This is a genomic window from Telluria sp. RT2P19 (genome assembly GCF_059685725.1).
Map to the genome: position 1 here is coordinate 292,151 of NZ_JCASIL010000004.1, position 22,272 is coordinate 314,422.

The following is a 22,272-nucleotide window of genomic DNA, read 5'->3' on the forward strand; positions in this document are numbered from 1 at the left end:
TTCCGCGGACGGGCCATGCGCGTCATACGCCTGCTCAGCCTGGCCGGGGGCGTATTCGGCATCCTGTTGCCGGCCGCGCTGCTGGCCTCGACCGCGCACGGCATCCCGGACTGGATCGAACCGTATATCGTGCTGGTCGGCCTGGCGCTCGGCTCGGGCGGCTTCTTCCTGGTGGCGATGGCCGGCCACCGCATGAACCGCGACGCCATGCTGCGCTCGTTCGCGGCGCTGCTCCTGATGGTGCCCTTCGGCGCCAGCGGCATCGTGATCTGGCATGCCAGCAATATGCTGATGGTCTACCTGTGCACCTTTTTGCTGATGCTGACGATCCTGCTCTACTTCAGCTTCATCTATCCACTGACCCATGTGCCGCAGCAGCCGATCGTACCGAAGCACCCCTCCAGGCGCGCACCGAAGCCTATCGAGTGGGTGCCGCTGCGCCGCAATGCACAGCGCGAGCGCCGTTCGACCCAGCCGTTCTAGTCAACACCATCCGTCACAACCAGCCCGCGTCGCGCGCCATCCTGTACGCTTCCACGCGATTTCCAGCCCCCAGCTTGCTGATCGCCTCCGACAGGTAGTTGCGCACCGTCCCCTCGGACAGGTGCACCTGGCGCGCGATCTCGCCACTGGAGCGGCCCTCGCCGGCCAGGCGCAGCACCTGCCGTTCGCGTTCGGTCAGCGGATCGCTGCCGCCGTTCCAGCTTTCCAGCGCCAGCTCGGGCGCAATCGCGCGCCCGCCGCCGTGCACGACGCGGATGGCGTCGGCCAGCGCGTCGACCGGCGCGTCCTTGAGCAGGTAGCCGCGCACGCCGGCCTCCATGGCGCGCCGCAGGTAGCCGCTACGGGCGAAGGTCGTCACCACCACCACGCGGCAAGGCAGCTTGCGCTCGCCCAGCGCCTGCGCCAGTTCGATGCCGGTCATGTGCGGCATCTCGATATCGGTCAGCACGATGTCGGGCGTGAAGCGCTCGCACAAGGCCAGCGCCTCGCGGCCATCGCAGGCGCCGGCCACCACCTCGACATCGGGTTCCAGCCGCAGCAAGGCGCTCAAGGCCCCCAGCACCAGCTTCTGGTCTTCGGCGATCAGGACCCGGATCATGCCGGCACCTGCAGCTCGAGCGCCAGGCCATCTCCGGCCCGCAGCGACAGCCGTCCGCCGAGCGCCGCCACCCGCTCCTGCATGCCGGCCAGGCCGTTACCGTGCCGCAGTTCGTCCGTATTGCGCAGGCGGCCGTCGTCATGCACGCGCAGGACGGCAAGGCCTTCTTCGCGGCAGAGGGACAGCGTGCAGCGCGACGCCCGCGCATGGCGCACGATATTCGTCACCGCTTCGCGCACCGCCAGCGCCACCACGTGTTCGGCGGCCGGCGCCAGTTCGATGCGCTCGACCCGTTCGTCCAGCACCACGTCGGCCGCCAGCAGGCTGGCGCGCGCGCTGGCCAGGGCCTGGGCCAGGCCGCTCTCGCGGTAACCGGTGACCGCCGTGCGCACCTCGGCCAGGGCGGTGCGCGCGCTGTCCTCGATATCGGCGATTTCGCGCGCGCAGGCCTCGGGGTCGCGTCCCGCCAGCTTGCGCGCCAGCTCGGCCTTGAGGGCGATCAGCGACAGCGAATGGCCGAGCAGGTCATGCAGGTCGCGCGAGATGCGTTCGCGTTCGGCGATGCGCGCCATGTGCTCGACTTCTTCCTGCTTGCGCATCAGCTGCGCTCGGGCGCTGCGCTGGCGCGCATCCATGATGCAGGACAGCCCGACCGGCAGGCCGGCCATCAGGATCGGCATCAACACGATGAGTTGCATCCGTCCGGCCAGGAACGATGCCGCGGCACCCCAGGCGATCACGCCCGCCATCGCGCCGACGGCGCGACCGGTGCCGGGGATCCGGGCGCACATGGCGCAGGCGAAGATGAAGAAGGACGCGGCGCCCGGGTTCCAGCGCGCCCATGCCGTGCCGAGCAGGCAGCCGGCCGCCACGCAGGCGGCCACCTGCCAGCCGCGCGCCCAGAAGCTGGCGCAATACAGCGGGATGAAGATGGCCAGGGTCAGCGCCAGCAGTATCAGCTCCATTGCGTCCGGCGCCACATAGGCGAACTTCCAGAACAGATAGCCCAGCGACAGCAGCCAGATGTATTGCAGCCTGCCGTATTCGGGCGGGATCCAGGGCCGCGCCAGCGCTTGCCCGAGGGTGGTCGTCGTCATGATCGGCTCCATCGATTCTTATTGTTCCAGCAGGCGCACGTCGGCGAGTTCGAAACGGTAGTCGCCCGGCTGCGGTCCGGCACTGAATGCTAGCATGGCGACGGCGGCCGGATCGATGCCGGCGAAGGCGCTCAGCGGCATGCTGATTTCTTCCCATTCGGCCCTGGCGGTGAACGGCACCGTACGCGGCGTGCGGTCGCCCGCCCCCATCATCATCACGCGATAGGTCTTGCCATCGCCGCGCACCTTGAAGCGCAATATCTTCGCCGCGCTCAGGTCCGCCGGCTGCATGGGCTGGGCGCCCGGCATGAAAGCCACGCTGGACCAGGCGAACGGCAGTCCCGGCGCCACCGTCGCCTGCACCCCCAGCGGCACCTGGCCGTCGGGCAGCGCCGGCAACACATCGAGCTTGATGGTCGACTTGCCGCCGGCAAATTCGTCGGTCGACGCAATCCAGCCGGCGCCGAACGGGCTGGCCAGGCTGTCCTTGCCGAACTGGCTGATGCGGCCATCGGCCGGCAGCGCGACGCGCGCCTTGCCGCTGCGTTCCATGGCCACCTGTTCGAGCTTGGCGGTGCGCAGGGGCGCGACGCTGTGTCCGTCCTTCCATACGTCGACGATGTCGCGCGTGGCCTTGATGTCGACGGCAGGATTACCTTCGACCAGCAGCAGGTCGGCCTTGCAGCCCGCGGCGATGCAGCCGCGCCGGCCCAGCTTGAAGGCGGCGGCGGGCACGCTGGTCGCGGCGGCCAGGGCCTCGACCGGCGTCAATCCGGCTTCGACCAGGGCCGCCATCTCGCGGTGCATGCTGATGCCGAAGTGGGTGCCGGGATTGCCCGCATCGCTGCCGGCCAGCACCGGCACCCCGTGGCGGCGCAGCGCGGCGGTGACGGCTTGCGGCAGCGCCAGCGCTTGCCGGCGCGGCTTCAGCCCGAAGTTCGCCTTGAGCGTCGCGGCGCTCTCGCGGTCGACCAGGGCCGCCAACTTCGCGTTGCCCAGCAAATCCTCGCCCGGCGCAGCGGCCTCGCTTTCCAGCACGGTGAAGGTCGGGATCACGAATGCGTTTTTACGTTTGGCCAGCTGCGCCAGGCTCTCGACCCTGGCCGCGTCGGGCGGCGCACCCAGGAACAGGTGGACCAGCCCATCGACGCCAGCCTCCAGCATGGCGCGTGCGTCCGCCTCGTTGCTGACGTGGACCACGGCCATCTTGCCGCGCCGATGGGCCGCCTCGACCAGCGCCTTCGCGGTGGGCAGGTCGAGCGTATTCATGCCACCCGCCTTGGCGCCACCGCCGATCAAGACGATCTTGATGAAGTCCGAGCCTTCGGCGATGCGGGCGTCGACGAAGGCCTGCGCTTCGCCTGGCCGGGTCAGGGTCGGGATCGCCATGCCGTACTGGGTGCCATGGCCTTTCGGCGCCGTCGCCAGGGTGCCGGCCGAGAACATGTCGGCGCGCTGCGTATTCTGTCCGGCCGCCATTGCGCGCTTGAGCTCCTGCATCAAGGGCACGGGCGTGAACATATCGATCTGGGTCGTCACGCCGAACAGCAAAGGCGCCTCGCTCTGGCGATAGGCGTGGGTGTGGGCGTCGATCAGCCCCGGCAGCAAGGTGCGGCCGCCGCCAGCCACGACCCGCGCGTCGGCGGGCGGCGCGCCGCGGAAATCGGCGTCGACGATGACGCCGCCATCGAACAGCACCGAGCGCCGTTCGTGCACGGCCTTGCCATCGAAGACGCGCACGTCCTGGACCAGGGTCGCGGCGCCCAGGGCCAGGGAGGACAGCGACAAACCGGCGACGGCGGCGATTGCTTTCAGTACGGGAGTGGACATGGTTTCCTCACGGGGTTGGTATGAGGCCAGTATGTCGATGCCCACGCCAAGCCGGTAGAATCGCTTGCCACCAATCGCGCCTGACAAATGTCACCCGGGCGGCTTACCGGAACATGTGACGCCGCCTTCGCGCACGAAGAAACAATCACGCCAAGTCGCTATACCTGTGTGCTATCTTGGTTTCACTGCCGAGCAGGCAGGACGCTCCACGCGACACAAGGATTTGCCATGATCTTCCTCCGCCTCGCCAGCCTGGTGGCCGGCATACTGGTGCTGTTCGCACCGGCGATCCTGATCGGCGTCGGCGGCATGCCGCCCGATGCCGGCAGGGCCGGCGCGGCGCTGGCCTGCGTGGTGCTGGCGTCGAGCGGCTTCATCATGGTGGGAATGGCCGGCCAGCGCCTGCGCCGCTCGGCCCGGCTGCGCGCGCTGGCGGCGATCCTGCTGGGCGTACCGACGGTGGCCAGCGCCGCGCTGCTGTGGCGCGGCAGCTCGCCGGCGGTGTTGTGGCTGGCCGGGGCCATCATCGGCCTGACCACGCTCTTGTACCTGACGCTCGTGTATCGGCCGGTGCCTGCCCTGGCGGCACTGGCGCACTGGCGGCGCCGTCTTTCCACACCGGGTTCCTGAGTCTGCCGTTCAGCCGGGCGGCAGGCTGTCCCACAGATCGCCGGTCGGGCTGATGCGCGGCGCGGTGACGCCGAAATGCTGGTAGGCCAGCGGCGTCGCGATCCGTCCACGCGGAGTGCGCTGCAGGTAGCCCTGCTGGATCAGATACGGTTCGAGCACGTCCTCGATCGTGTCGGCGGCCTCGCCGATCGCCGCCGCCAGGTTGCCGATGCCCACCGGGCCGCCGGCGAACTTGAACAGCACCGCTTCCAGCAGCTTGCGGTCCATGACGTCGAAGCCGACGGTGTCGACGTCGAGCATTTTCAGGGCGCGGTCGGCCATCTCGCGCGTGATGTCGCCATTGCCCTTCACTTCGGCGTAGTCGCGCACCCGGCGCAGCAGGCGGTTGGCGATACGCGGCGTGCCGCGCGCGCGCTTGGCCACTTCGTACGCGCCGTCCTCGTCGATCGGCGCGCCCAGCAGCGCGGCGCTGCGCAGCACGATCTTGGTCAGCTCGGGAACGTTATAGAACTCGAGGCGCGCCACAATGCCGAAACGGTCGCGCAGCGGATTGGTCAGCATGCCGGCGCGGGTGGTGGCCCCGACCAGCGTGAATGGCTGCAGGTCGAGCTTGACCGAGCGCGCGGCCGGGCCTTCGCCGATCATGATGTCGATCTGGTAGTCCTCGAGCGCCGGATACAGGATCTCTTCGACCACCGGCGACAGGCGGTGGATCTCGTCGATGAACAGCACGTCGTTCGGCTCGAGATTGGTCAAGAGTGCGGCCAGGTCGCCGGGCCGCTCGAGCACCGGGCCCGAGGTCTGGCGCAGGTTGACGCCCATCTCGCGCGCGATGATGTGGGCCAGCGTCGTTTTACCGAGACCCGGGGGGCCGAACAACAGCGTGTGGTCGAGCGCCTCGCGCCGCTTGCGCGCGGCGCTGATGAAGATCTCGAGCTGGTCGCGGATCTTTTCCTGGCCGACGTATTCGTCCAGCTGCTTGGGCCGCAAGGCGCGTTCGATCGCCTCTTCGTTGGGCGACGCCGGGGCGGCGTCGATCACGCGGTGTTCGGTGAAACTGTCGGTCTGGATGCTCATTACGCGCTCATCGTTCAGATTACTGGGTTAGCCTTTGGACAGCGCCTTCAGGGCGAACTTGATGCCGTCCGAGACACTCGAGCCGGCCGGCATGTTCTTGATGGCGAGGAGCGCTTCCTTGTCAGAATACCCGAGCGCGGCCAGCGCATTGAGCACGTCCGCCTGCGCGTCGTCACGGGTCGCGCCCGCGACCATGCCGATATCGGCGCCGAGCTTGCCCTTCAGTTCGAGCAGCAGGCGTTCTGCGGTCTTCTTGCCGATGCCAGGCACCTTCACGAGGCGGCCAGTCTCTTGCAAGGTCACAGCCTGCGACAGCTCGGCCACGGTCATGCCCGACAGGATCGCCAGCGCCATGCGCGCGCCGATGCCGGTGATCTTGATCAACTGGCGAAACAGGGCGCGCTCGGACGCCGAGCCGAAGCCGAATAACAGGTGCGCATCCTCGCGCACCACCAAATGGGTAAACAGCACGACTTTTTCACCGGTGTGCGGCAGGTTGTAGAAGGTGCTCATCGGCACGTCGACTTCATAGCCGACGCCATTGCAATCGACCAGCACGTGCGGCGGCGCTTTTTCGAGCAGGATTCCAGAGAGGCGACCGATCATCGGTTTTCCTTGAATATTTTATGAAACCAGGCGGCTGTTCTTCATGCGCAGCGCCCGCATATCGGGCGACAATGTGCCCAGCAACGCCAGCGTGTCGATGCTGTGGGCGTGGCAGATGGCCACGCCGAGGGCGTCGGCGGCGTCGGTGCCCGGCAGCCCCGGCAGCTTGAGCAGGCGCGCGACCATGTCCTGCACCTGCGGCTTGGCCGCCTTGCCGGTGCCGACCACGGCCTGCTTGACCTGCACCGCGGTGTATTCGGCGACGTCGAGGTCGGCACCGACGAGGGCCGTGATCGCCGCCCCGCGCGCCTGGCCCAGCAGCAGGGTCGATTGCGGGTTCACGTTGACGAAGACTTTTTCGATGGCCGAACAGGCGGGGCGATAGGTGGCGATGATTTCGCTCACGCCGTGCAGGATGACCTTGAGGCGTGGCGGCAAAGCGCCTTCCAGCCCGGTCTTGATGGTGCCCGAGGCGATATAGCGCAGCTTGGCGCCGTGTTTTTCAATGACGCCGAACCCCGTCGTGCGCAGGCCCGGGTCGATGCCGAGAATAATCATGGTGGAATGTTACCCCGGCTGGGGGTGTTCGTGGGAAAAAATACTGTGCAAAAACACAGGTTCACCACGATTTGATCGCAGCGGGCCGGCAAGTTCCGCCGGCCCGGTGGCGTCGTTGGATCAGTGACGGAAATGGCGGGTGCCGGTGTACAGCATCACCACGCCGCGCTCATCGGCCGCATCGATCACTTCCTGGTCACGCATCGAACCGCCCGGATGGATCACGCAGGTCGCGCCCGCATCAACGACCACGTCCAAGCCATCACGGAACGGGAAGAAGGCATCCGACGCCACGGCCGAATTGGCCAGCGACAGGCCGGCGTTCTGGGCCTTGATCGAGGCGATGCGGGCCGAGTCGATGCGGCTCATCTGGCCGGCGCCGACGCCCAGCGTCATGCCGCCCGCGCAGAATACGATCGCGTTCGACTTGACGAACTTGGCCACGCGCCACGCGAACATCAGGTCTTGCAGCTGCTGCTGGGTCGGGTGCTTCTTGGTGACCACGCGCAGTTCGCCCAGGCCCACGTTCCTGGCATCGGGCGACTGCACCAGCAGGCCGCCGCCGACGCGCTTGACGTCATAGGCGTTCTGGCCGGCGCCAAGGGCGATCTCGAGCAGGCGCACATTCTGCTTGGCCGCCATGATCTGGCGCGCCTCGGCCGTGAACGACGGCGCGATCAGCACTTCGACGAACAGCTTGGCCAGGGCCTCGGCCGCCTTGCCGTCGACTTCGACGTTGAAGGCGATGATGCCGCCGAAGGCCGAGGTCGGGTCGGTCTGCAGCGCGCGCGAGTAGGCGTCCAGCGCGTCAAGGCCGATGGCCACGCCGCACGGGTTGGCGTGCTTGACGATCACGCAGCCGGCGCTCTGGCCCAGGCCGCCCAGCGACTTGACGCATTCCCAGGCCGCGTCGGCATCGGCGATGTTGTTGTACGACAGTTCCTTGCCCTGCAGCTGGGTGTAGTTGGCCAGTGCGCCATCGATGGTGACGATGTCACGGTAGAAGGCGGCGCCCTGGTGCGGGTTTTCGCCGTAGCGCATGTCCTGGACTTTTTCGAAGCCCATGTTCAGGGTCTGCGGGAAGCTCGAACGGGTCGCGTGTGCGCGGTCTTCGCCCAGGCTGGTCAGGTAGTTGGTGATCGCGCCGTCGTATTGCGCGGTATGCGCGAACACTTTCTTGGCCAGGCGGAACTTGGTTTCATAGCTGACCGGGCCGGTGGCTTCGCCCTGGCCCTTCATTTCAGCCAGTACCACGCCGTAGTCAAGCGGGTCGACGATCACGACCACGTCGCGGTGGTTCTTGGCTGCCGAGCGCAGCATGGTCGGGCCGCCGATGTCGATGTTCTCGATCGCGTCTTCCAGCGAGCATTCTTCTTTGGCGACGGTCTGCTGGAACGGATACAGGTTGACCACGACCATGTCGATTTGCGGGATGTTGTGTTCTTCCAGCTTGGCGACGTGCTCAGGAAAATCGCGACGCGCCAGGATGCCGCCGTGCACTTTCGGGTGCAGGGTCTTGACGCGGCCATCCAGCATTTCCGGGAAACCCGTGTAGTCGGCGACTTCCGTCACCGGCACGCCGTTATCCTGCAGCAGCTTGGCGGTGCCGCCGGTGGACAGGATGTTGACGCCGAGTGCAGACAGCGCGCGCGCGAAATCGAGCACGCCGGTCTTGTCGGATACGGAAATGAGAGCTTGTTTGATCATGGTGTGGCCTATGGTTGAGAATTCCTGGCGGCGGGCGGGCGGATCGAGGATCCGGTCATGGCCGCACGCCAGGCGCGGCCACGTGGGTCACGCTCAGAGCAGCCCGTGCTCCTGCAGTTTCTTGCGCAAAGTGTTCCGGTTGATGCCCAGCATCTGCGCGGCGTGCGACTGGTTGCCGTCGGCGCGCGACATGACGACTTCGAGGACGGGCTTTTCGACGGTCAACACCATCATGTCGTAGATGTTGGTCGGCTTTTGTTCGCCCAGATCGTTGAAATAGTCTTCGAGACTCTTCTGGACGACTTCCTGGATACTTTCTTTGCTCATGTCTTCTGCTGCTTCATCCTGGTTTAATGATTGCTGCGCTCACGCACAGCGCGTCCCCGTGTTCTTCTTGTGGTGTGGTGCTTATGCCGCGATCGCGTCGACATCCGGATGCGAGGGGCGGTATTGTAACCGCTCGCCATGCCGGTGCTGCGATTTGAAAAAGTGATCGACCGCCGCCAATTGCTCGGCAGTCGATTCCAGCAGGTTCATCCGTTGCCGGAATTCCTCGCCGCCAGGCAGGTCTTGTACATACCAGCCGATGTGCTTGCGCGCGGTGCGCACGCCGACGTATTCACCATAGAAGGCGTAATGGGCCGGCAAGTGCTCGTTCATCAATTCGCGCACTTCGTCCACCAGCGGCGCCGGCAAGTGTTCGCCGGTGCGCAGGTAATGGTCGATCTCGCGGCAGATCCATGGCCGGCCCTGGGCCGCGCGGCCGATCATGACGGCGTCGGCGCCGGTGTAGTCGAGCACGAACTTCGCCTTCTCGGGCGTCGTGATGTCGCCATTGGCCACCAGCGGAATGCCCACCGCCTCTTTCACGGCGCGGATGGTGTCGTACTCGGCATCGCCCTTGTAGCCGTCGGCGCGGGTGCGGCCGTGCAGGGTCAGCATCTGGATGCCGGCCTGCTCGGCCAGGCGCGCGATATGCAGCGCGTTCTTGTTCTCGCGGTCCCAGCCGGTGCGGAATTTCAGCGTGACCGGCACGTCGACCGCCTCGACCACGGCGTGCAGGATGCGCTCGACCAGGTCCTCGTGCTGCAACAGGGCCGAACCGCACCAGCTATTGCACACCTTCTTGACCGGGCATCCCATGTTGATGTCGATGATTTGCGCGCCGCGCTCGACGTTGAACTTCGCGCAATCGGCGAGGTCTTTAGGATCGGCGCCGGCGATTTGCACTGCCTTCGGCTCCATCTCGCCCGTATGGTCGGTACGACGCGAGGTTTTCTCGCTGGCCCACAGGCGCGGGTTCGACGCCGCCATTTCGGACACCGCATAGCCCGCGCCGAGCTGCTTGCACAGCTGCCGGAACGGACGATCCGTCACTCCGGCCATCGGGGCGACAAAAACGTTATTACGCAGGTGATATGGACCGATTTGCACAGCAGAAAGACTCAGAAGTTTCTTGGGAACCTGCTATTTTACCCCAAGCGCTGCTCAAATTATCAGCAAAATGTGTTTGATTGTTGCGCGCGCGATATTGGCAAGTCGGTGAAACTGGCGTTGGACCTGCCATGCCGCCCGGGCCCAGCGTGGTCGGATTCCCGCCCCAGCCATCCAGCACGCGCTCGCGCCGCCCTGGGGCGGGCCTGGTTTGAACGCGTGGACGGCGCAGCCGTCCATCCTGCGCCTGGCTGAATTCCCTGCAGATGACGGCTTGTCTTCAGGGCAAGTCGTCCAGCGCCACCTGGCGCAGATGGTCGATTTCCCCCCAGCTCACGAGCTGGAGCCTGCCCTGCCCGACCACGAAACGATTGATGCTGGCATTGTGCACCTTGAAGTCGCGTGGCGTTTCGAGCGGCAGCTCGAGTGCCGCCCGGTACGCGCACTCGAGCACGCCGCCATGCGCCACCAGCGCCAGCGTCTGGCCGGGATGACGGGCCGCATGGCCCAGGATTGCCGCCGTCGACCGCTCGAAAAAACCGCGGAACGTTTCGCCCTGGTTTTTACCCGGTGGCAGGACGGCGTCGACATTGCGCGCCTGCCAGGCTGCGAACTCGAGCGGGAAGCGGGCCGCGATTTCGCTGTACAACAAGCTCTCGAAGCCGCCATAGCAACGTTCGCGCAACTGCGGATCGAGTTGCACGCCGGCCGCGCCAGCAAGCCCGTCCGCGCCGAGCGGGCCACGTGCGCGCTGAACCGCTTCGGCCGTCTGGCGCGCCCGTGCCAAGTCACTGGAAATGATCAGGTCGATATGTTCGCCCGCCAGCGCTGCACCCAGCGCCGCCGCCTGGCGCTCACCTTCGGCATTGAGTGCGATATCGAGATGGCCCTGCAAGCGGCGCTCGGCATTCCAGGCGGTTTCGCCATGGCGAATCAGGAGGAGCATGGTCGTGCCCACAGCGACATTATTCAAGGTCATGAGGTTCTTGCACCCGAACCTCGGTGCATGTGTATAAGGATTATGTGGACAGCTCGGCCGTGACGCGGGGATTCAGCGAATACGTGCCGAAGATGCGCGCCTCGTCGAGGATATGTCCCTGGATCGCCATGCGCGCCTCTTGGCCCGTGAACCGTCCTTCAAGTGGCAGGCGCGGGATATCGAGCGCATACAAGGTAAATACATAGTGGTGCACGCGCTCGTCGTTCCATGGGGGACATGGACCGTCATAACCATAAAACTCGCCCGCCATATCGGGGTCGCTCGCGAACCAGCCCGTATAGTCGTTGACCCCATGGCGCAACGCGTGCTCGGTGCCGTTCTTGATGGTGAAGGCGACTTCAGGGCCGGGCTTGCCGTGCGGCGTGACCATGCTGGACAACATGCCCTCTGCCAGCGACTTGAGGCAGACCGGGATATCGGCCAGCGTCCAGTGAAAGAAGTCGACACGGGGCAAGCCGGCAGGCACGCTACGTCCTTCTTTGTTGACGTCGCTGCCGTCGGACGGCACGTCGGGATCGTGGCAGATCAGCACCAGCGACTGGGTGCCGGCCGGCACGTCGTCCCAGGCGATATGCGGATTGCGGTTGCTCGACAGCTTGACGTGGGTCGCGGGATCGCTGACCGCAAACGCGCAGGCGGCAGGGATATCGGCCCCGTCGGTGAATGAGTCGCTCCAGATTCGCATATGACCTCCCAGGCTGTACGTTGGACCGCGGCGCCAGGCCTCGGGTTTTAGCGCGCCGCTCCGACAGGATCAATACGCAGCCAGAATGTAACCGGACCATCGTTGATGAGAGACACTTTCATGTCTGCACCAAACACGCCGGTCTCGACAATGCCATGACGTTCGCGCGCCTGGCGCACGGCATGCTCGAACAGGCGCCGCCCGTCTTCCGGCGCGGCGGCCGGAGAAAACGAAGGACGCGTGCCCGATTTGGTGTCGGCCGCCAGGGTGAATTGCGGCACCAGCAGCAAGCCGCCCCCGATGTCGGCCACGCTGCGGTTCATCTTGCCGGCCTCGTCCGAGAACACGCGGTAGCCCAGCAGTTTGCTCAGCAGCAGGTCGGCCTCGCGTTCGGTATCGCCTTTTTCGGCGCATACCAGCACCATCAGGCCGGGCCCGATGGCGCCGACGGTCTGGCCGTCGACGCGCACCGCCGCTTCGCTCACGCGTTGCAGCAGACCGATCATGCGGACAATGTCACGCGGGCGAACTTGCGCTTGCCGACCTGCACCACGACGGTGCCGGCGACCACTTGCAGGCCCTTGTCGCTGACCACGGCGCCGTCGATACGCACGCCGCCCTGGTCGACCATGCGCATGGCTTCCGAGGTCGAGGCGCACAGGCCGGCCGCCTTCAGCAGTTGCGGCAAGCCCAGCGGGGCGCCGGACAATGCCATTTCTGGCACGTCGTCGGGAATACCACCCTTGGAGCGGTTGACGAAGTCGGCCAATGCGTCGTCGGCCGCCTGGGCCGAGTGGAAGCGGGTGACGATCTCTTTACCCAACGCCACTTTCGCATCGCGCGGATTGGCGCCGCCGTCGATGGTCGCCTTCAGCGCGGCGATATCGGCCAGCGAACGGAACGACAGCAAATTGAAATACTTCCACATCATCTCGTCCGAGATGCTCATCAGCTTGCCGAACATGCTGTTCGGGGCTTCGGTAATACCAATATAGTTGTTCTTGGACTTGGACATCTTCTCGACGCCGTCCAGGCCCTCGAGCAGCGGCATGGTGAGAATGCACTGCGGCTCCTGGCCGTAGTCCTTCTGCAGCTCGCGGCCCACCAGCAAGTTGAATTTCTGATCCGTTCCACCCAGCTCAAGGTCGGACTGCAAAGCGACCGAATCGTAGCCCTGCATCAGCGGATACAGGAACTCATGCACGGCAATCGGAGTCCCACTCTTGTAGCGCTTGGTGAAGTCGTCGCGTTCCATCATGCGCGCCACGGTGTAGCGCGAGGCAAGCTGGATCATGCCGCGCGCGCCCAATGGATCGCACCATTCGGAGTTGTAGCGGATTTCCGTGCGGCTGGCGTCCAGCACCAGAGAGGCCTGGCGGAAATACGTCATCGCGTTTTCCTCCACCTGCTCGCGGGTGAGCGGTGGACGGGTGGCGTTGCGGCCCGACGGGTCGCCAATCATCGACGTAAAGTCGCCGATCAAGAAAATGACCTGATGGCCAAGGTCTTGCAGTTGACGCAACTTATTCAGCACAACAGTGTGTCCAAGATGCAAATCCGGCGCCGTCGGGTCCAGGCCCAGCTTGATACGCAAGGGCTTGCCGGTTTGATCCGACCGCGCCAGTTTTTGCGCAAAGTCGCCTTCGATCAGCAGCTCATCGACGCCGCGCTTGGCGATGGCAAGTGATTCAAGAACCTTATCGTTCAGTGGCAAAGGCTTATTGGAAGTTGCCGAGGTACCATCACCGGCTGCATGTAAAGTCATAAATTCGTGTAGGAAATAAGCTAAAGCGGTTGTAGGACCACATCTTTTGGTATAATTCACGATCCTGTTTTAGTTTCCCAGAGAAAACTTTTTCCGAAACGATGAACATGGCCCTTGAAAGTTCAGCCGCAAATTTTAACTGATTGCATGAACCCTATACAGAAAATCACTGGTAAAAGCCTGCTAGCGCTGCTGCCGAAGACCCGCAAAGCCCGCGTCCTGAGCGCCGGCGCCGTCTTCCTGAGCGTGTGCGCCTTCGGCGCTGTAGGTGTAGCCCCGATCGCTCCCGATCCTTCCGACCTGCCCGTTACCTCCGTTGCGCAAGACCTGGAACTGCCGAACCTGGCCGACCAGATCGCCGCGCTCCAGCAAGACGAGCAGCAATTCATCCACGAAGAACGCATCCGCCGCGGCGATTCGCTCGGCTCGCTCTTCACCCGCCTCGGCATCGAGGACGCGCAAGCACAAAAGTTCGTTCGTTCCGACAAACTCGCCAAACGCCTGCTGTCGCTCCAGACCGGCAAGCGCATCCAGGCCGAGACCGACGAGAACGGCCTGCTGCTGTCGATGCGCGCCACCGTCACCGACGGCAAGAACGGCGAAGCACGCACGATCAGCGTCGAGCGCAAGGGCGAGGAATTCGTCGCCATCGAAGCGCCGGCCAAACTCGAGCGTCGCGTCGAAATGCGTTCGCGCGAAATCTCCAGCTCGCTGTACGCAGCCACCGACGCCAACGTCGACGGCGGCAGCATTCCGGATTCGATCGTTGGCCAGATCATCGAGATGTTCTCGACCAATATCGACTTCCGCAGCGACGTCAAGCGCGGCGACCGTTTCAACGTCGTGTATGAGACCTTCTGGCTCGACGGCGAGCAGGTCAAGACCGGTCGCATCCTGGCTGGCGAATTCGTCAACCGCGGCACCAGCTACCAGTCGGTCTGGTACGAAGATCCGGTATCCAAGCAGGGTGGTTACTACTCGCTGGACGGCAAGTCGCTCAAGAAAGCCTTCCTCAAGTCTCCGCTGCAATACTCGCGCGTCTCGTCGGGCTTCTCGATGCGCGTGCACCCGATCTCGGGCAAGTTCAAAGCACACAAGGGCGTCGACTTCGCTGCCGCCACCGGCACCCCGATCCGCGCCGTGGCCGACGCCACCGTCGACTTCGCAGGCAATGGCAATGGCTATGGCAATATGGTCGTCCTGAAACACTGGTCGAACTACAGCACCGCCTATGCCCACATGAGCCGCATCGCGCCAGGCATGCGCAAGGGCAGCAAGATCAGCCAGGGCCAGGTGATCGGCTACGTCGGCTCGACCGGCTGGTCGACCGGCCCGCACCTGCACTATGAGTTCCGCGTCGCAGGCGTGGCCAAGGATCCGAACAAGTTCAAATCGTTGGCCCAGCAACCGCTGACCCAGGCCGAACTGGCGCGCTTCCGCATGGCGGCCGCCGAGATGAACCACCGCTTCTCGCTGATGGCGCCAAGCGGCTCGTCGATGGCAGCCCGCTAAGCCAAGCCAGTTTCATCAGAACGCCCTCCGTTGCATCTCGATGCCGGAGGGCGTTTTCTTTGTAGGGTTGGCGGCTTTGCCGCCGACGCGTTCAACCGGCGCCGACTCTACTCCGCGCGCCCACCATCAAAGAACTATGACCGAGACCCCTTCCCTCTTCATCGGCCTGATGTCCGGCACCAGCCTCGACGGCGTCGACGGCGTGCTGGCCGATTTCTCCAACAGCGCCATCCGGACGCTGGCCGCCGCCTTCACGCCCTTCCCGGCCGAACTGCGCAGCGAGCTGATGGACCTGCAAGCCGCCAGCGACAATGAACTCGAGCGCGAGGCGCTGGCTGCCAACGGCCTGGCCCTGGCCTATGCCGACTGCGTGCGCGCGCTGCTCCCGTCCAGTCCAGGCCCGGTGGCGGCCGTTGCCGTCCATGGCCAGACCATCCGCCACCGTCCGGAACTGGGTTTCACGCGCCAGACCAATAACCCGGCCCTGCTGGCGGAACTTACCGGACTTGACGTGGTCGCCGACTTCCGCAGCCGCGACATCGCCGCCGGCGGACAGGGAGCTCCGCTGGTGCCGGCCTTCCATGAGGCCGCCTTCGGCAAGCCGGGAACGGCGCGCGTGGTGGTGAATATCGGCGGCATCGGCAATATCAGCGTGCTGCACGGCGACGGCCGCGTGACCGGCTTCGATACCGGTCCCGGCAATGTGTTGCTCGACCTGTGGATCGCACGCCACCAGGGCCGCGCCTATGACGAGGACGGCGCCTGGGGCGCCAGCGGCACGGTCCATCGACCCTTGCTGGACAGCCTGCTCGATGAACCCTATTTCCGCCAGCCGGCGCCCAAGAGCACCGGCCGCGACTTGTTCCACGGGCCATGGCTGGATGCCAAGCTCGCACCATTTGGTGACGTCGCTCCAGCCGACGTGCAGGCGACGCTGGCGCAACTGACGGCGGTCACGATCGCGCGCGCCATTGTCGACGAAGGCGCGACGCCGGATGCCGTGTATATCTGCGGCGGCGGTGCCTACAACGGCGCCCTGCTGCGCGCGATCGGCGCCGAACTCGGTGGCGTGAACGTGGATTCGACGGCGGCCCTCGGCATTGCGCCGAACCGGGTCGAGGCCCTGGCCTTCGCCTGGCTGGGCTGGCGCTTCGTGAACCGCGAACCAGGCAATCTGCCGGCTGTCACCGGCGCGCGCGGCCCGCGCATCCTCGGCGCGCTGTACCCGGCATGAGGACTTGACAACCCGGACCAGCCTTTCAGCCTGTCGCCAGTGTTATATTGCAGTGCAATATCGCATGTGGGAGGAATATGGCCAAGCTTGCTCCGGGCGTCAAATTGCTGCGCAGCCTGACCCGCGCAGCGAAGTTGCATCAGAAACGGACGGCCAAGCTGCTGGCCGCGGCGACGCCGACACCCTCCAAGCCACCAAGCGTCCCCAAGACGCCGAAGCCGCCGCCCAGGCCCAGGCTGAGCCCCACCGCCACGCCGCCGCCCGGCACATGGCTGGTGGCGCAGCATGCCCTGCCCTCGACGCCGGGCCTGCACATGCTGTACTGGCTGTATGTACCGTCGTGCATGCCGGACACGGTCGCGCAGCATGGCTGGCCCCTGGTCGTCATGCTCCACGGCTGCCAGCAAAACGCCACCCAATTCGCCGAAGGCACGCGCATGAACCGCCTGGCGCAGGACAAGGGCTATGCCGTGCTCTATCCACAGCAACTGCTCAGTGTTCAGCCGCAGCGATGCTGGCGCTGGTACGACCGCGCCATCGAGCAAGGTGGCGGGGAAACGACGGTACTGGCGCAACTGATCGGCAAGGTGTGCGAACAGCATCCGATCGACTGCCGGCGCATTTATGCCTGCGGCCTGTCCGCCGGCGCCGGCATGGCGGCCGTGCTGGCGCTCAATCACCCGGAACTGATTGCCGCGGTCGGCCTGCATTCAAGCCCCGTATTCGGCGCCGGTCATGGTCCGTTCGCCGCATTGCAGGTCATGCGCCATGGCGCTCCGGTACAGGCCGATGCGGCGATCGCCAGCTTGCTCGAGCGCCGCTCGCGGCAAGCCTTTCCCGCGACGGCCGCACCGATGCCGCCGATGCCGGCGATCCTGATCCAGGGAGCCAACGACCGAGTGGTCAATCCGCTCAACCAGCAGTTGCTGGCGCACCAATGGCTGCAGTTGAACGGCTTGCCGGTCGGGCCGGCGAGCCGGGTTACCGTCAAGGCCGCGGCCCTGCGCGGTGGAAGGCGTGCGCACGAAATCCACGATTACCTGGTTGGCCGCAAGGTCGTACTGCGCGTGGCCCGCATCGCAGGCCTCGGCCATGCATGGAGCGGCGGCGACCCGGCGCTGAAGTTCAATGCTGGCGGTGGGCCTGATGCGAGCCGCATGATGCTGGACTTTTTCGGCAGGCACCGGCGCCAGGCTGGCGCTCGCCGCTGAACCGGAGCAATGACGACCACCAAACGCAAACGGCCCGCACAAGCGGGCCGTCGTGTATCCGGACAGATGCCTGTACTCAGGCGGCCAGCCCTTTTTGCAGCAACTGCGCTACCAGTTCGTTCATGTCGACGCCCTGCTCCTTGCTGTGCGCCTGCAGCTGCTGCACCAGGTCGCCGTTGAGCTTGACGGCGAACGGCACCAGTCCGAGCGCGCGGTCGCGTTCACGTTGTTCGCGGCGGTCCGGGGCGACTGCGGCCCCGGCCTTGCCGACGACGGTGCCCTTGGGGCCCATATTGTTCATCAGCTTCTTCGCATCGTATTTTGCGAGGTTGGTCTTGTCCATTGCTTCCCTTGATGTTGGATTACTATCTTGTGGCTCAGTCGAGACGCTTGAGGCGCTGTCCGAGGATGCCCCACTGGCGCCGGACGCCGTCGACTTCCGCGCACAGGGCCCAGCCGGTGCCGATTTTTTCCACCGTGACGCTGCTCTCGATTTCTTTGGCGAGCTTCTCGGCCCAGCCCTTTGCGGCTCCCTGCCCCTTGAACAATTCCTTGCCCTCATACATAACGGTGGCGTCGAAGACGGGCATCGCGAATACGGTCATTGCGGTCTCTATCGTAAGAAAAGCGTCATGCTACCACCGCGGCCCGGCCCGGCGGTAAACACAAACGGCCCGCGCAAGCGGGCCGTCAATCATCCAGAACACGGTCTGGACAGCTTGGCAACGATTACGCCGAGAACGACGAACCGCAGCCGCAGGTCGAGGTGGCGTTCGGGTTCTTGATCACGAACTGGGCGCCTTCGAGGTCGTCCTTGTAGTCGATCTCGGCGCCGACCAGGTACTGGTAGCTCATCGAGTCGATCAGCAGCTGGACGCCGTTCTTTTCCATCGTCGTATCGTCTTCATTGACGATCTCGTCGAAGGTGAAACCATATTGGAAGCCCGAGCAACCGCCACCCTGCACGAAGACGCGCAGTTTCAGGTCTGGGTTGCCTTCTTCATCGATCAGCTGAGCAACTTTCTGAGCGGCGCTATCGGTGAAGTTGATTGGTACGGGGATCGTGTCGAAATCTACTACTTCGGCGACTGCGGTCATGGGAAAGCTCCTGAATAATCAAACACCGTCCATTATAGACGGTTGGCGGAAGTCATGCTGCCGACCCTTCGACAGCGTCGGCTAGATGAAACACCGGCTCGCTGACGGGTTGGTGGGTGAGTTTGCCGGTGACGAGCGCACCGCCGTGCATCTCGAGCAGCCGGTAGTGTACATCCCCAAGAATGCGGCCTTTTGCTTGTAATTCAAGGAGTTCGGACGAATAAACCGCACCGGCGATGAAACCATTGACCACCAGGCTGGCGCAGCGCACCTCGCCTTCGATGTGCGCGTGCTCGGAAACGATCAGCATGCTGTCGGCGCCATCCAGCGCCACCACGTTGCCGTGGACTTCACCGTCGATGCGCAGCCCGCCGGTGAAGCACAGGTCGCCCTTGATGCGGGCCGAGATCCCGACCAGGCTGTCTATCTCGCTTTTTACTCGTCGACCGAACATGGCTCACCTTTGACGAAATTGACCGTTGATTGAACGTGTCCAACAGTCAATTTACCCGGCTCAAAGGTCATCGCCTTGATCTGCGTCGGGTCGCAGATCAAGGGTGGCGGCCACGGTGGCGATCAAGGCAACAGCGCGATCTGTTGCAGACCCTTGTTTTCATCCAGGCCGAACATCAGGTTCATGCACTGCACGGCCTGGCCCGAGGCGCCCTTGACCAGATTGTCCTGCACCACGAGGATCACGACCATGTCGCTGCCTTCCGGACGGTGCAGCGCCAGGCGCAGCATGTTCGAGCCGCGCGTCGAGCGCGTCTCCGGGTGCGCACCGAACGGCATGACGTCGACGAATTCGCTGTCCTTGTATTGCTCTTCGAAAAGCGCCTGCAGTGCGGCGTTGTCGATTTCCTGCGTCAGGCGCGCATACAGGGTCGCGTGCATGCCCCGGATCATCGGCACCAGGTGCGGGGTGAAGACCAGGCCGATCTTCTGGTCGGTGTAGCGCGCCAGCTGGGCCGAGGTTTCCGGGGTGTGGCGGTGACCATGCACGCCGTAGGCCTTGAAATTGTCGCTCGATTCCGAGAACAGCGTGCCGATCTCGGCCTTGCGGCCGGCGCCGGAAACGCCCGATTTGCAGTCGGCGATCAGGCTGCCGGCGTCGATCAGGCCGGCCTTGAGCAGTGGATAGAAGCCCAGCTGCATCGTGGTCGGGTAGCAGCCCGGGTTGGCGATCAGGCGCGCACCCTTGATATCGTCGCGGTTCAGTTCCGGCAAGCCATAGACGGCTTCCTCGAGCAGCTCGGGCGCGGTGTGCTCGATCTTGTACCATTTTTCGAAGACGGCGCGGTCCTTGATGCGGAAGTCGGCCGCCAGGTCGATCACCTTGACGCCCGCCGCCAGCAGCTCGGGCGCCTGTGCCATCGCCACGCCGTGCGGGGTAGCGAAGAACACGACATCGCACTGTTTCAGGTCGGCTTTATCGGGGCTCGAGAAAGCCAGGTCGACGCGGCCGCGCAGCGAAGGAAACATATCGGCCACCGGCAGGCCGTCTTCCTTGCGCGAGGTGATCGCGGTCAGTTGCACATCCGGGTGAACGGCCAACAGCCGCAGCAATTCCACGCCCGTGTATCCGGTTCCGCCGACGATGCCAACTTTGATCATGTCTGTTCCTTCTAAAAAGATAAGTGTCCCGCAGGATGAAGCCGCAATTTTAACAGCCTGACCAGATCGACGCGCACCGCCCGCCGGTCAGGGCCTGTTGCCGGCGACAGGGTCATGCGAGAGGGCGCAGCCGCCACTCGAGGAACAACCCCACGAAGCCGGACATGATGACAACCGCACCAAGGAATTGCAGGATGCGATTACCCATCGCGTCGACCCGCTTGGTTTGCTCGAGCGTAAAGCGGCGCTGGCCGCCGTCCACCGCTTCGACATAGGCCCCACCGCGATGGTCCGCAAGCACGATGGTCTGCGGCCGAACGCGCGTGGCCTGGAACTCGGCAAGCTGCTTCGACATTTCCTGGACGGTGATGATACCGGCCCCTACCTTCAGGCCGAGAATGTTGGCGTGATTGTCGAATACGTTCTCGGCCTCGCCGGCCCGGATCACGCCCGGCGAGCGGTAGGTGTAGTGCGAGTTCGACAAGAAGATGCCGCTATCGGCGGCCAGCATCATCGCAAAGCAGAGGATCCAGGCCAACGCCGAACCATAGATCCACCGTTTCGATCGCATCGACTGCACGCGCGCCGCTTGCGCCGTATACCGCGTCACGGCGGGAATGTGGTTGAGCGTCGCTGTCAGCACCTCCCGGTCCAGCGGTTTCAGAAAGGCTGCCTCGTCCATTTCCAGGCCGGCCAGGATGGTCGTAAACATGTCGGCGGACGGAACCGACTTATCGTTTTCCAGTTTGGACAGATACGACTGTTCGACGCCCGCCATCTGGGCAAACTGCGGCTGGGTCAACCCTTTCTCGGTCCTGACCTGCTTCAGACGTTCTCCAAAATTCATGGCAACCTTTCCTGTTTATCAAGAGATTGCTCGTATTCTTGGACATTCATGCACGACTTGGAAGATGAATAGGCGCGAATAACGCTGAATATTTTTCAGAACCTGCAACAGATCACCACGCCATCCGCGCAAAACGCAAAAAAGCCGCCCAACCTTGCGGCGGACGGCTTTTCCGGACAGTGCCCGAAGGCACTGGGGAAGACGATTAACGCTTCGAGAATTGCTTTGCGCGACGTGCTTTGCGCAGACCAACTTTCTTACGCTCGACTTCACGGGCGTCACGGGTGACGAAACCGGCACGTGCCAGGTCGCCCTTGAGGCCTGCGTCGTAGTCGATCAGTGCGCGGGTGATGCCGTGACGGACGGCGCCAGCCTGGCCCGACTCACCGCCGCCGTGCACGTTGACCTTGATGTCGAAACGCTCGACGTTGCCGGTCAGTTCCAGCGGCTGACGGATCACCATCAGGCCGGTTTCACGCGAGAAGTATTCCGATGCCGGTTTACCGTTCACGATGATCTGGCCGGTGCCAGCTTTGATGAACACGCGAGCGACTGCACTCTTGCGACGGCCGGTGCCGTAGTTGTAGTTACCGATCATGTCAGTTCCTTAGAGGGTCAGTGCTTGTGGTTGCTGAGCAGCGTGCGGGTGCGAACCTTCCGCGTACACTTTCAGCTTCTTGATCATGGCGTAGCCGAGTGGGCCCTTAGGCAGCATGCCCTTGACAGCCTTCTCGAGTGCGCGACCTGGGAAACGCTGTTGCATTTTCAGGAAGTTGGTTTCGTAGATACCGCCTGGGTAGCCCGAGTGACGGTAGTACGTTTTCGCGGTGGCCTTGGTGCCGGTCACGCGCAGTTTGCCGGCGTTGATCACGACGATGAAGTCACCGGTGTCAACGTGCGGGGTGAACTCTGGCTTGTGCTTGCCGCGCAGTCGGAGTGCCACTTCGCTGGCAACACGTCCGAGGACCAGGTCCGTCGCGTCGATGACAAACCAGTCGCGCTGGACTTCGTGGCCCTTAGCGGAAAAAGTTTTCATGTTTAATCCAAAAGAAAAAATTGCTCAAATGGTGGTTCCGCACAAAGCTTCAGCGGACTCGTCCTTATTGTCTTTCCTGAGCAAACGGAAAGCCGGCAATCATACTGCACCTTCGCCACCGGCGTCAATCCCCATCGATCTCGCTCCCTTACTTGCGCAATCCTGTATCCGCGCAACTACCCAGGCCGCATGCCTTGATGCGTAGTTGAAACAATCAGTTGACCAGGGA

At 64.3% G+C, this 22,272-nt stretch carries 26 protein-coding genes; 5 read left to right on the plus strand and 21 right to left on the minus strand.

Annotated elements, in window-relative coordinates; genetic code table 11:
• The first annotated feature begins 15 nt into the window (after nt 1-15).
• Nucleotides 16-483 carry a hypothetical protein gene (locus tag AC56KW_RS07610; RefSeq protein ID WP_497170128.1) on the plus strand — a complete coding sequence of 156 codons (468 nt, stop codon included), beginning with the start codon at nt 16-18 and terminating at the stop codon, nt 481-483.
• Between the two features lie 13 nt (nt 484-496).
• Here the strand turns inward: AC56KW_RS07610 and AC56KW_RS07615 are convergent, their stop codons facing one another.
• The 3 genes from AC56KW_RS07615 to AC56KW_RS07625 are packed head-to-tail and all read right to left on the minus strand — an operon-like array spanning nt 497 to nt 4,029.
• A complete protein-coding gene (locus tag AC56KW_RS07615; protein WP_497170129.1) occupies nt 497-1,102 on the minus strand; it encodes a response regulator transcription factor in 606 nt (201 codons plus the stop codon).
• A complete protein-coding gene (locus AC56KW_RS07620; RefSeq protein WP_497170130.1) occupies nt 1,099-2,199 on the minus strand; it encodes a sensor histidine kinase in 1,101 nt (366 codons plus the stop codon). The genes AC56KW_RS07615 and AC56KW_RS07620 overlap by 4 nt, the downstream gene beginning before the upstream one ends.
• An 18-nt stretch (nt 2,200-2,217) precedes the next feature.
• On the minus strand, nt 2,218-4,029 hold the full coding sequence (locus AC56KW_RS07625; RefSeq protein ID WP_497170131.1) for an amidohydrolase family protein: 1,812 nt from the start codon (nt 4,027-4,029) through the stop codon (nt 2,218-2,220).
• Nucleotides 4,030-4,257: 228 nt separating this feature from the next.
• Between AC56KW_RS07625 and AC56KW_RS07630 the strand changes: the two genes are divergently transcribed.
• The gene (locus tag AC56KW_RS07630) at nt 4,258-4,659 is read left to right on the plus strand and encodes a hypothetical protein (RefSeq protein ID WP_497170132.1); all 402 of its coding nucleotides are present in this window, start codon (nt 4,258-4,260) and stop codon (nt 4,657-4,659) included.
• A gap of 9 nt (nt 4,660-4,668) precedes the next feature.
• Here the strand turns inward: AC56KW_RS07630 and ruvB are convergent, their stop codons facing one another.
• The 10 genes from ruvB to tyrS form a co-directional block, all read right to left on the minus strand.
• Entirely contained in the window at nt 4,669-5,736 is a 1,068-nt protein-coding gene (gene ruvB, locus AC56KW_RS07635; protein WP_497170133.1) for a Holliday junction branch migration DNA helicase RuvB, read from the minus strand.
• Between the two features lie 27 nt (nt 5,737-5,763).
• Nucleotides 5,764-6,342 (minus strand): Holliday junction branch migration protein RuvA, encoded by a 579-nt coding sequence (gene ruvA / locus AC56KW_RS07640; protein ID WP_497170134.1) that lies wholly within the window; start codon nt 6,340-6,342, stop codon nt 5,764-5,766.
• Nucleotides 6,343-6,360: 18 nt separating this feature from the next.
• A complete protein-coding gene (ruvC, locus tag AC56KW_RS07645; RefSeq protein WP_497170135.1) occupies nt 6,361-6,900 on the minus strand; it encodes a crossover junction endodeoxyribonuclease RuvC in 540 nt (179 codons plus the stop codon).
• 120 nt (nt 6,901-7,020) lie between these two features.
• Nucleotides 7,021-8,607: a bifunctional phosphoribosylaminoimidazolecarboxamide formyltransferase/IMP cyclohydrolase gene (gene purH, locus AC56KW_RS07650; protein ID WP_497170136.1), complete on the minus strand. Its 1,587-nt coding sequence runs from the start codon at nt 8,605-8,607 to the stop codon at nt 7,021-7,023.
• Nucleotides 8,608-8,700: 93 nt separating this feature from the next.
• Nucleotides 8,701-8,934: a helix-turn-helix domain-containing protein gene (locus AC56KW_RS07655; protein WP_005667930.1), complete on the minus strand. Its 234-nt coding sequence runs from the start codon at nt 8,932-8,934 to the stop codon at nt 8,701-8,703.
• Nucleotides 8,935-9,015: 81 nt separating this feature from the next.
• Nucleotides 9,016-10,041, minus strand: a complete 1,026-nt coding sequence (gene dusB, locus AC56KW_RS07660; RefSeq protein WP_497170137.1) for a tRNA dihydrouridine synthase DusB — start codon at nt 10,039-10,041, stop codon at nt 9,016-9,018.
• Between the two features lie 280 nt (nt 10,042-10,321).
• A complete protein-coding gene (locus AC56KW_RS07665; RefSeq protein ID WP_497170138.1) occupies nt 10,322-10,987 on the minus strand; it encodes a histidine phosphatase family protein in 666 nt (221 codons plus the stop codon).
• Nucleotides 10,988-11,060: 73 nt separating this feature from the next.
• Entirely contained in the window at nt 11,061-11,726 is a 666-nt protein-coding gene (locus AC56KW_RS07670) for a YbhB/YbcL family Raf kinase inhibitor-like protein (protein ID WP_497170139.1), read from the minus strand.
• A gap of 47 nt (nt 11,727-11,773) precedes the next feature.
• On the minus strand, nt 11,774-12,232 hold the full coding sequence (gene dtd, locus AC56KW_RS07675) for a D-aminoacyl-tRNA deacylase (protein ID WP_497170140.1): 459 nt from the start codon (nt 12,230-12,232) through the stop codon (nt 11,774-11,776).
• On the minus strand, nt 12,229-13,491 hold the full coding sequence (gene tyrS, locus AC56KW_RS07680) for a tyrosine--tRNA ligase (protein ID WP_497170237.1): 1,263 nt from the start codon (nt 13,489-13,491) through the stop codon (nt 12,229-12,231). The genes dtd and tyrS overlap by 4 nt, the downstream gene beginning before the upstream one ends.
• A gap of 147 nt (nt 13,492-13,638) precedes the next feature.
• Between tyrS and AC56KW_RS07685 the strand changes: the two genes are divergently transcribed.
• From AC56KW_RS07685 to AC56KW_RS07695, 3 genes are all read left to right on the plus strand, one after another.
• Nucleotides 13,639-15,003: a M23 family metallopeptidase gene (locus tag AC56KW_RS07685; protein ID WP_497170141.1), complete on the plus strand. Its 1,365-nt coding sequence runs from the start codon at nt 13,639-13,641 to the stop codon at nt 15,001-15,003.
• Between the two features lie 136 nt (nt 15,004-15,139).
• Entirely contained in the window at nt 15,140-16,237 is a 1,098-nt protein-coding gene (locus AC56KW_RS07690) for an anhydro-N-acetylmuramic acid kinase (RefSeq protein ID WP_497170142.1), read from the plus strand.
• 77 nt (nt 16,238-16,314) lie between these two features.
• Entirely contained in the window at nt 16,315-17,448 is a 1,134-nt protein-coding gene (locus AC56KW_RS07695; RefSeq protein WP_497170143.1) for an extracellular catalytic domain type 1 short-chain-length polyhydroxyalkanoate depolymerase, read from the plus strand.
• Between the two features lie 76 nt (nt 17,449-17,524).
• Here the strand turns inward: AC56KW_RS07695 and AC56KW_RS07700 are convergent, their stop codons facing one another.
• The 8 genes from AC56KW_RS07700 to rplM all read right to left on the minus strand — a co-directional run bounded on the left by AC56KW_RS07700 (nt 17,525) and on the right by rplM (nt 22,043).
• Nucleotides 17,525-17,791, minus strand: a complete 267-nt coding sequence (locus tag AC56KW_RS07700) for a hypothetical protein (protein WP_497170144.1) — start codon at nt 17,789-17,791, stop codon at nt 17,525-17,527.
• Between the two features lie 34 nt (nt 17,792-17,825).
• Complete coding sequence (locus AC56KW_RS07705; RefSeq protein ID WP_497170145.1) at nt 17,826-18,053, minus strand: hypothetical protein; 228 nt, start codon at nt 18,051-18,053, stop codon at nt 17,826-17,828.
• Nucleotides 18,054-18,177: 124 nt separating this feature from the next.
• Nucleotides 18,178-18,546 carry an iron-sulfur cluster insertion protein ErpA gene (erpA, locus tag AC56KW_RS07710; protein WP_137175602.1) on the minus strand — a complete coding sequence of 123 codons (369 nt, stop codon included), beginning with the start codon at nt 18,544-18,546 and terminating at the stop codon, nt 18,178-18,180.
• Nucleotides 18,547-18,598: 52 nt separating this feature from the next.
• Nucleotides 18,599-19,000, minus strand: coding sequence for a bactofilin family protein (locus AC56KW_RS07715; protein ID WP_497170146.1), 402 nt, complete (start codon nt 18,998-19,000; stop codon nt 18,599-18,601).
• 122 nt (nt 19,001-19,122) lie between these two features.
• Nucleotides 19,123-20,160, minus strand: a complete 1,038-nt coding sequence (argC, locus tag AC56KW_RS07720; RefSeq protein WP_497170147.1) for an N-acetyl-gamma-glutamyl-phosphate reductase — start codon at nt 20,158-20,160, stop codon at nt 19,123-19,125.
• Between the two features lie 112 nt (nt 20,161-20,272).
• Nucleotides 20,273-21,007 (minus strand): helix-turn-helix domain-containing protein, encoded by a 735-nt coding sequence (locus tag AC56KW_RS07725; protein WP_497170148.1) that lies wholly within the window; start codon nt 21,005-21,007, stop codon nt 20,273-20,275.
• Between the two features lie 205 nt (nt 21,008-21,212).
• A complete protein-coding gene (gene rpsI, locus AC56KW_RS07730; protein ID WP_005667904.1) occupies nt 21,213-21,605 on the minus strand; it encodes a 30S ribosomal protein S9 in 393 nt (130 codons plus the stop codon).
• Nucleotides 21,606-21,614: 9 nt separating this feature from the next.
• Nucleotides 21,615-22,043, minus strand: coding sequence for a 50S ribosomal protein L13 (gene rplM, locus AC56KW_RS07735; protein ID WP_123069984.1), 429 nt, complete (start codon nt 22,041-22,043; stop codon nt 21,615-21,617).
• Between the last annotated feature and the right edge of the window lie 229 nt (nt 22,044-22,272).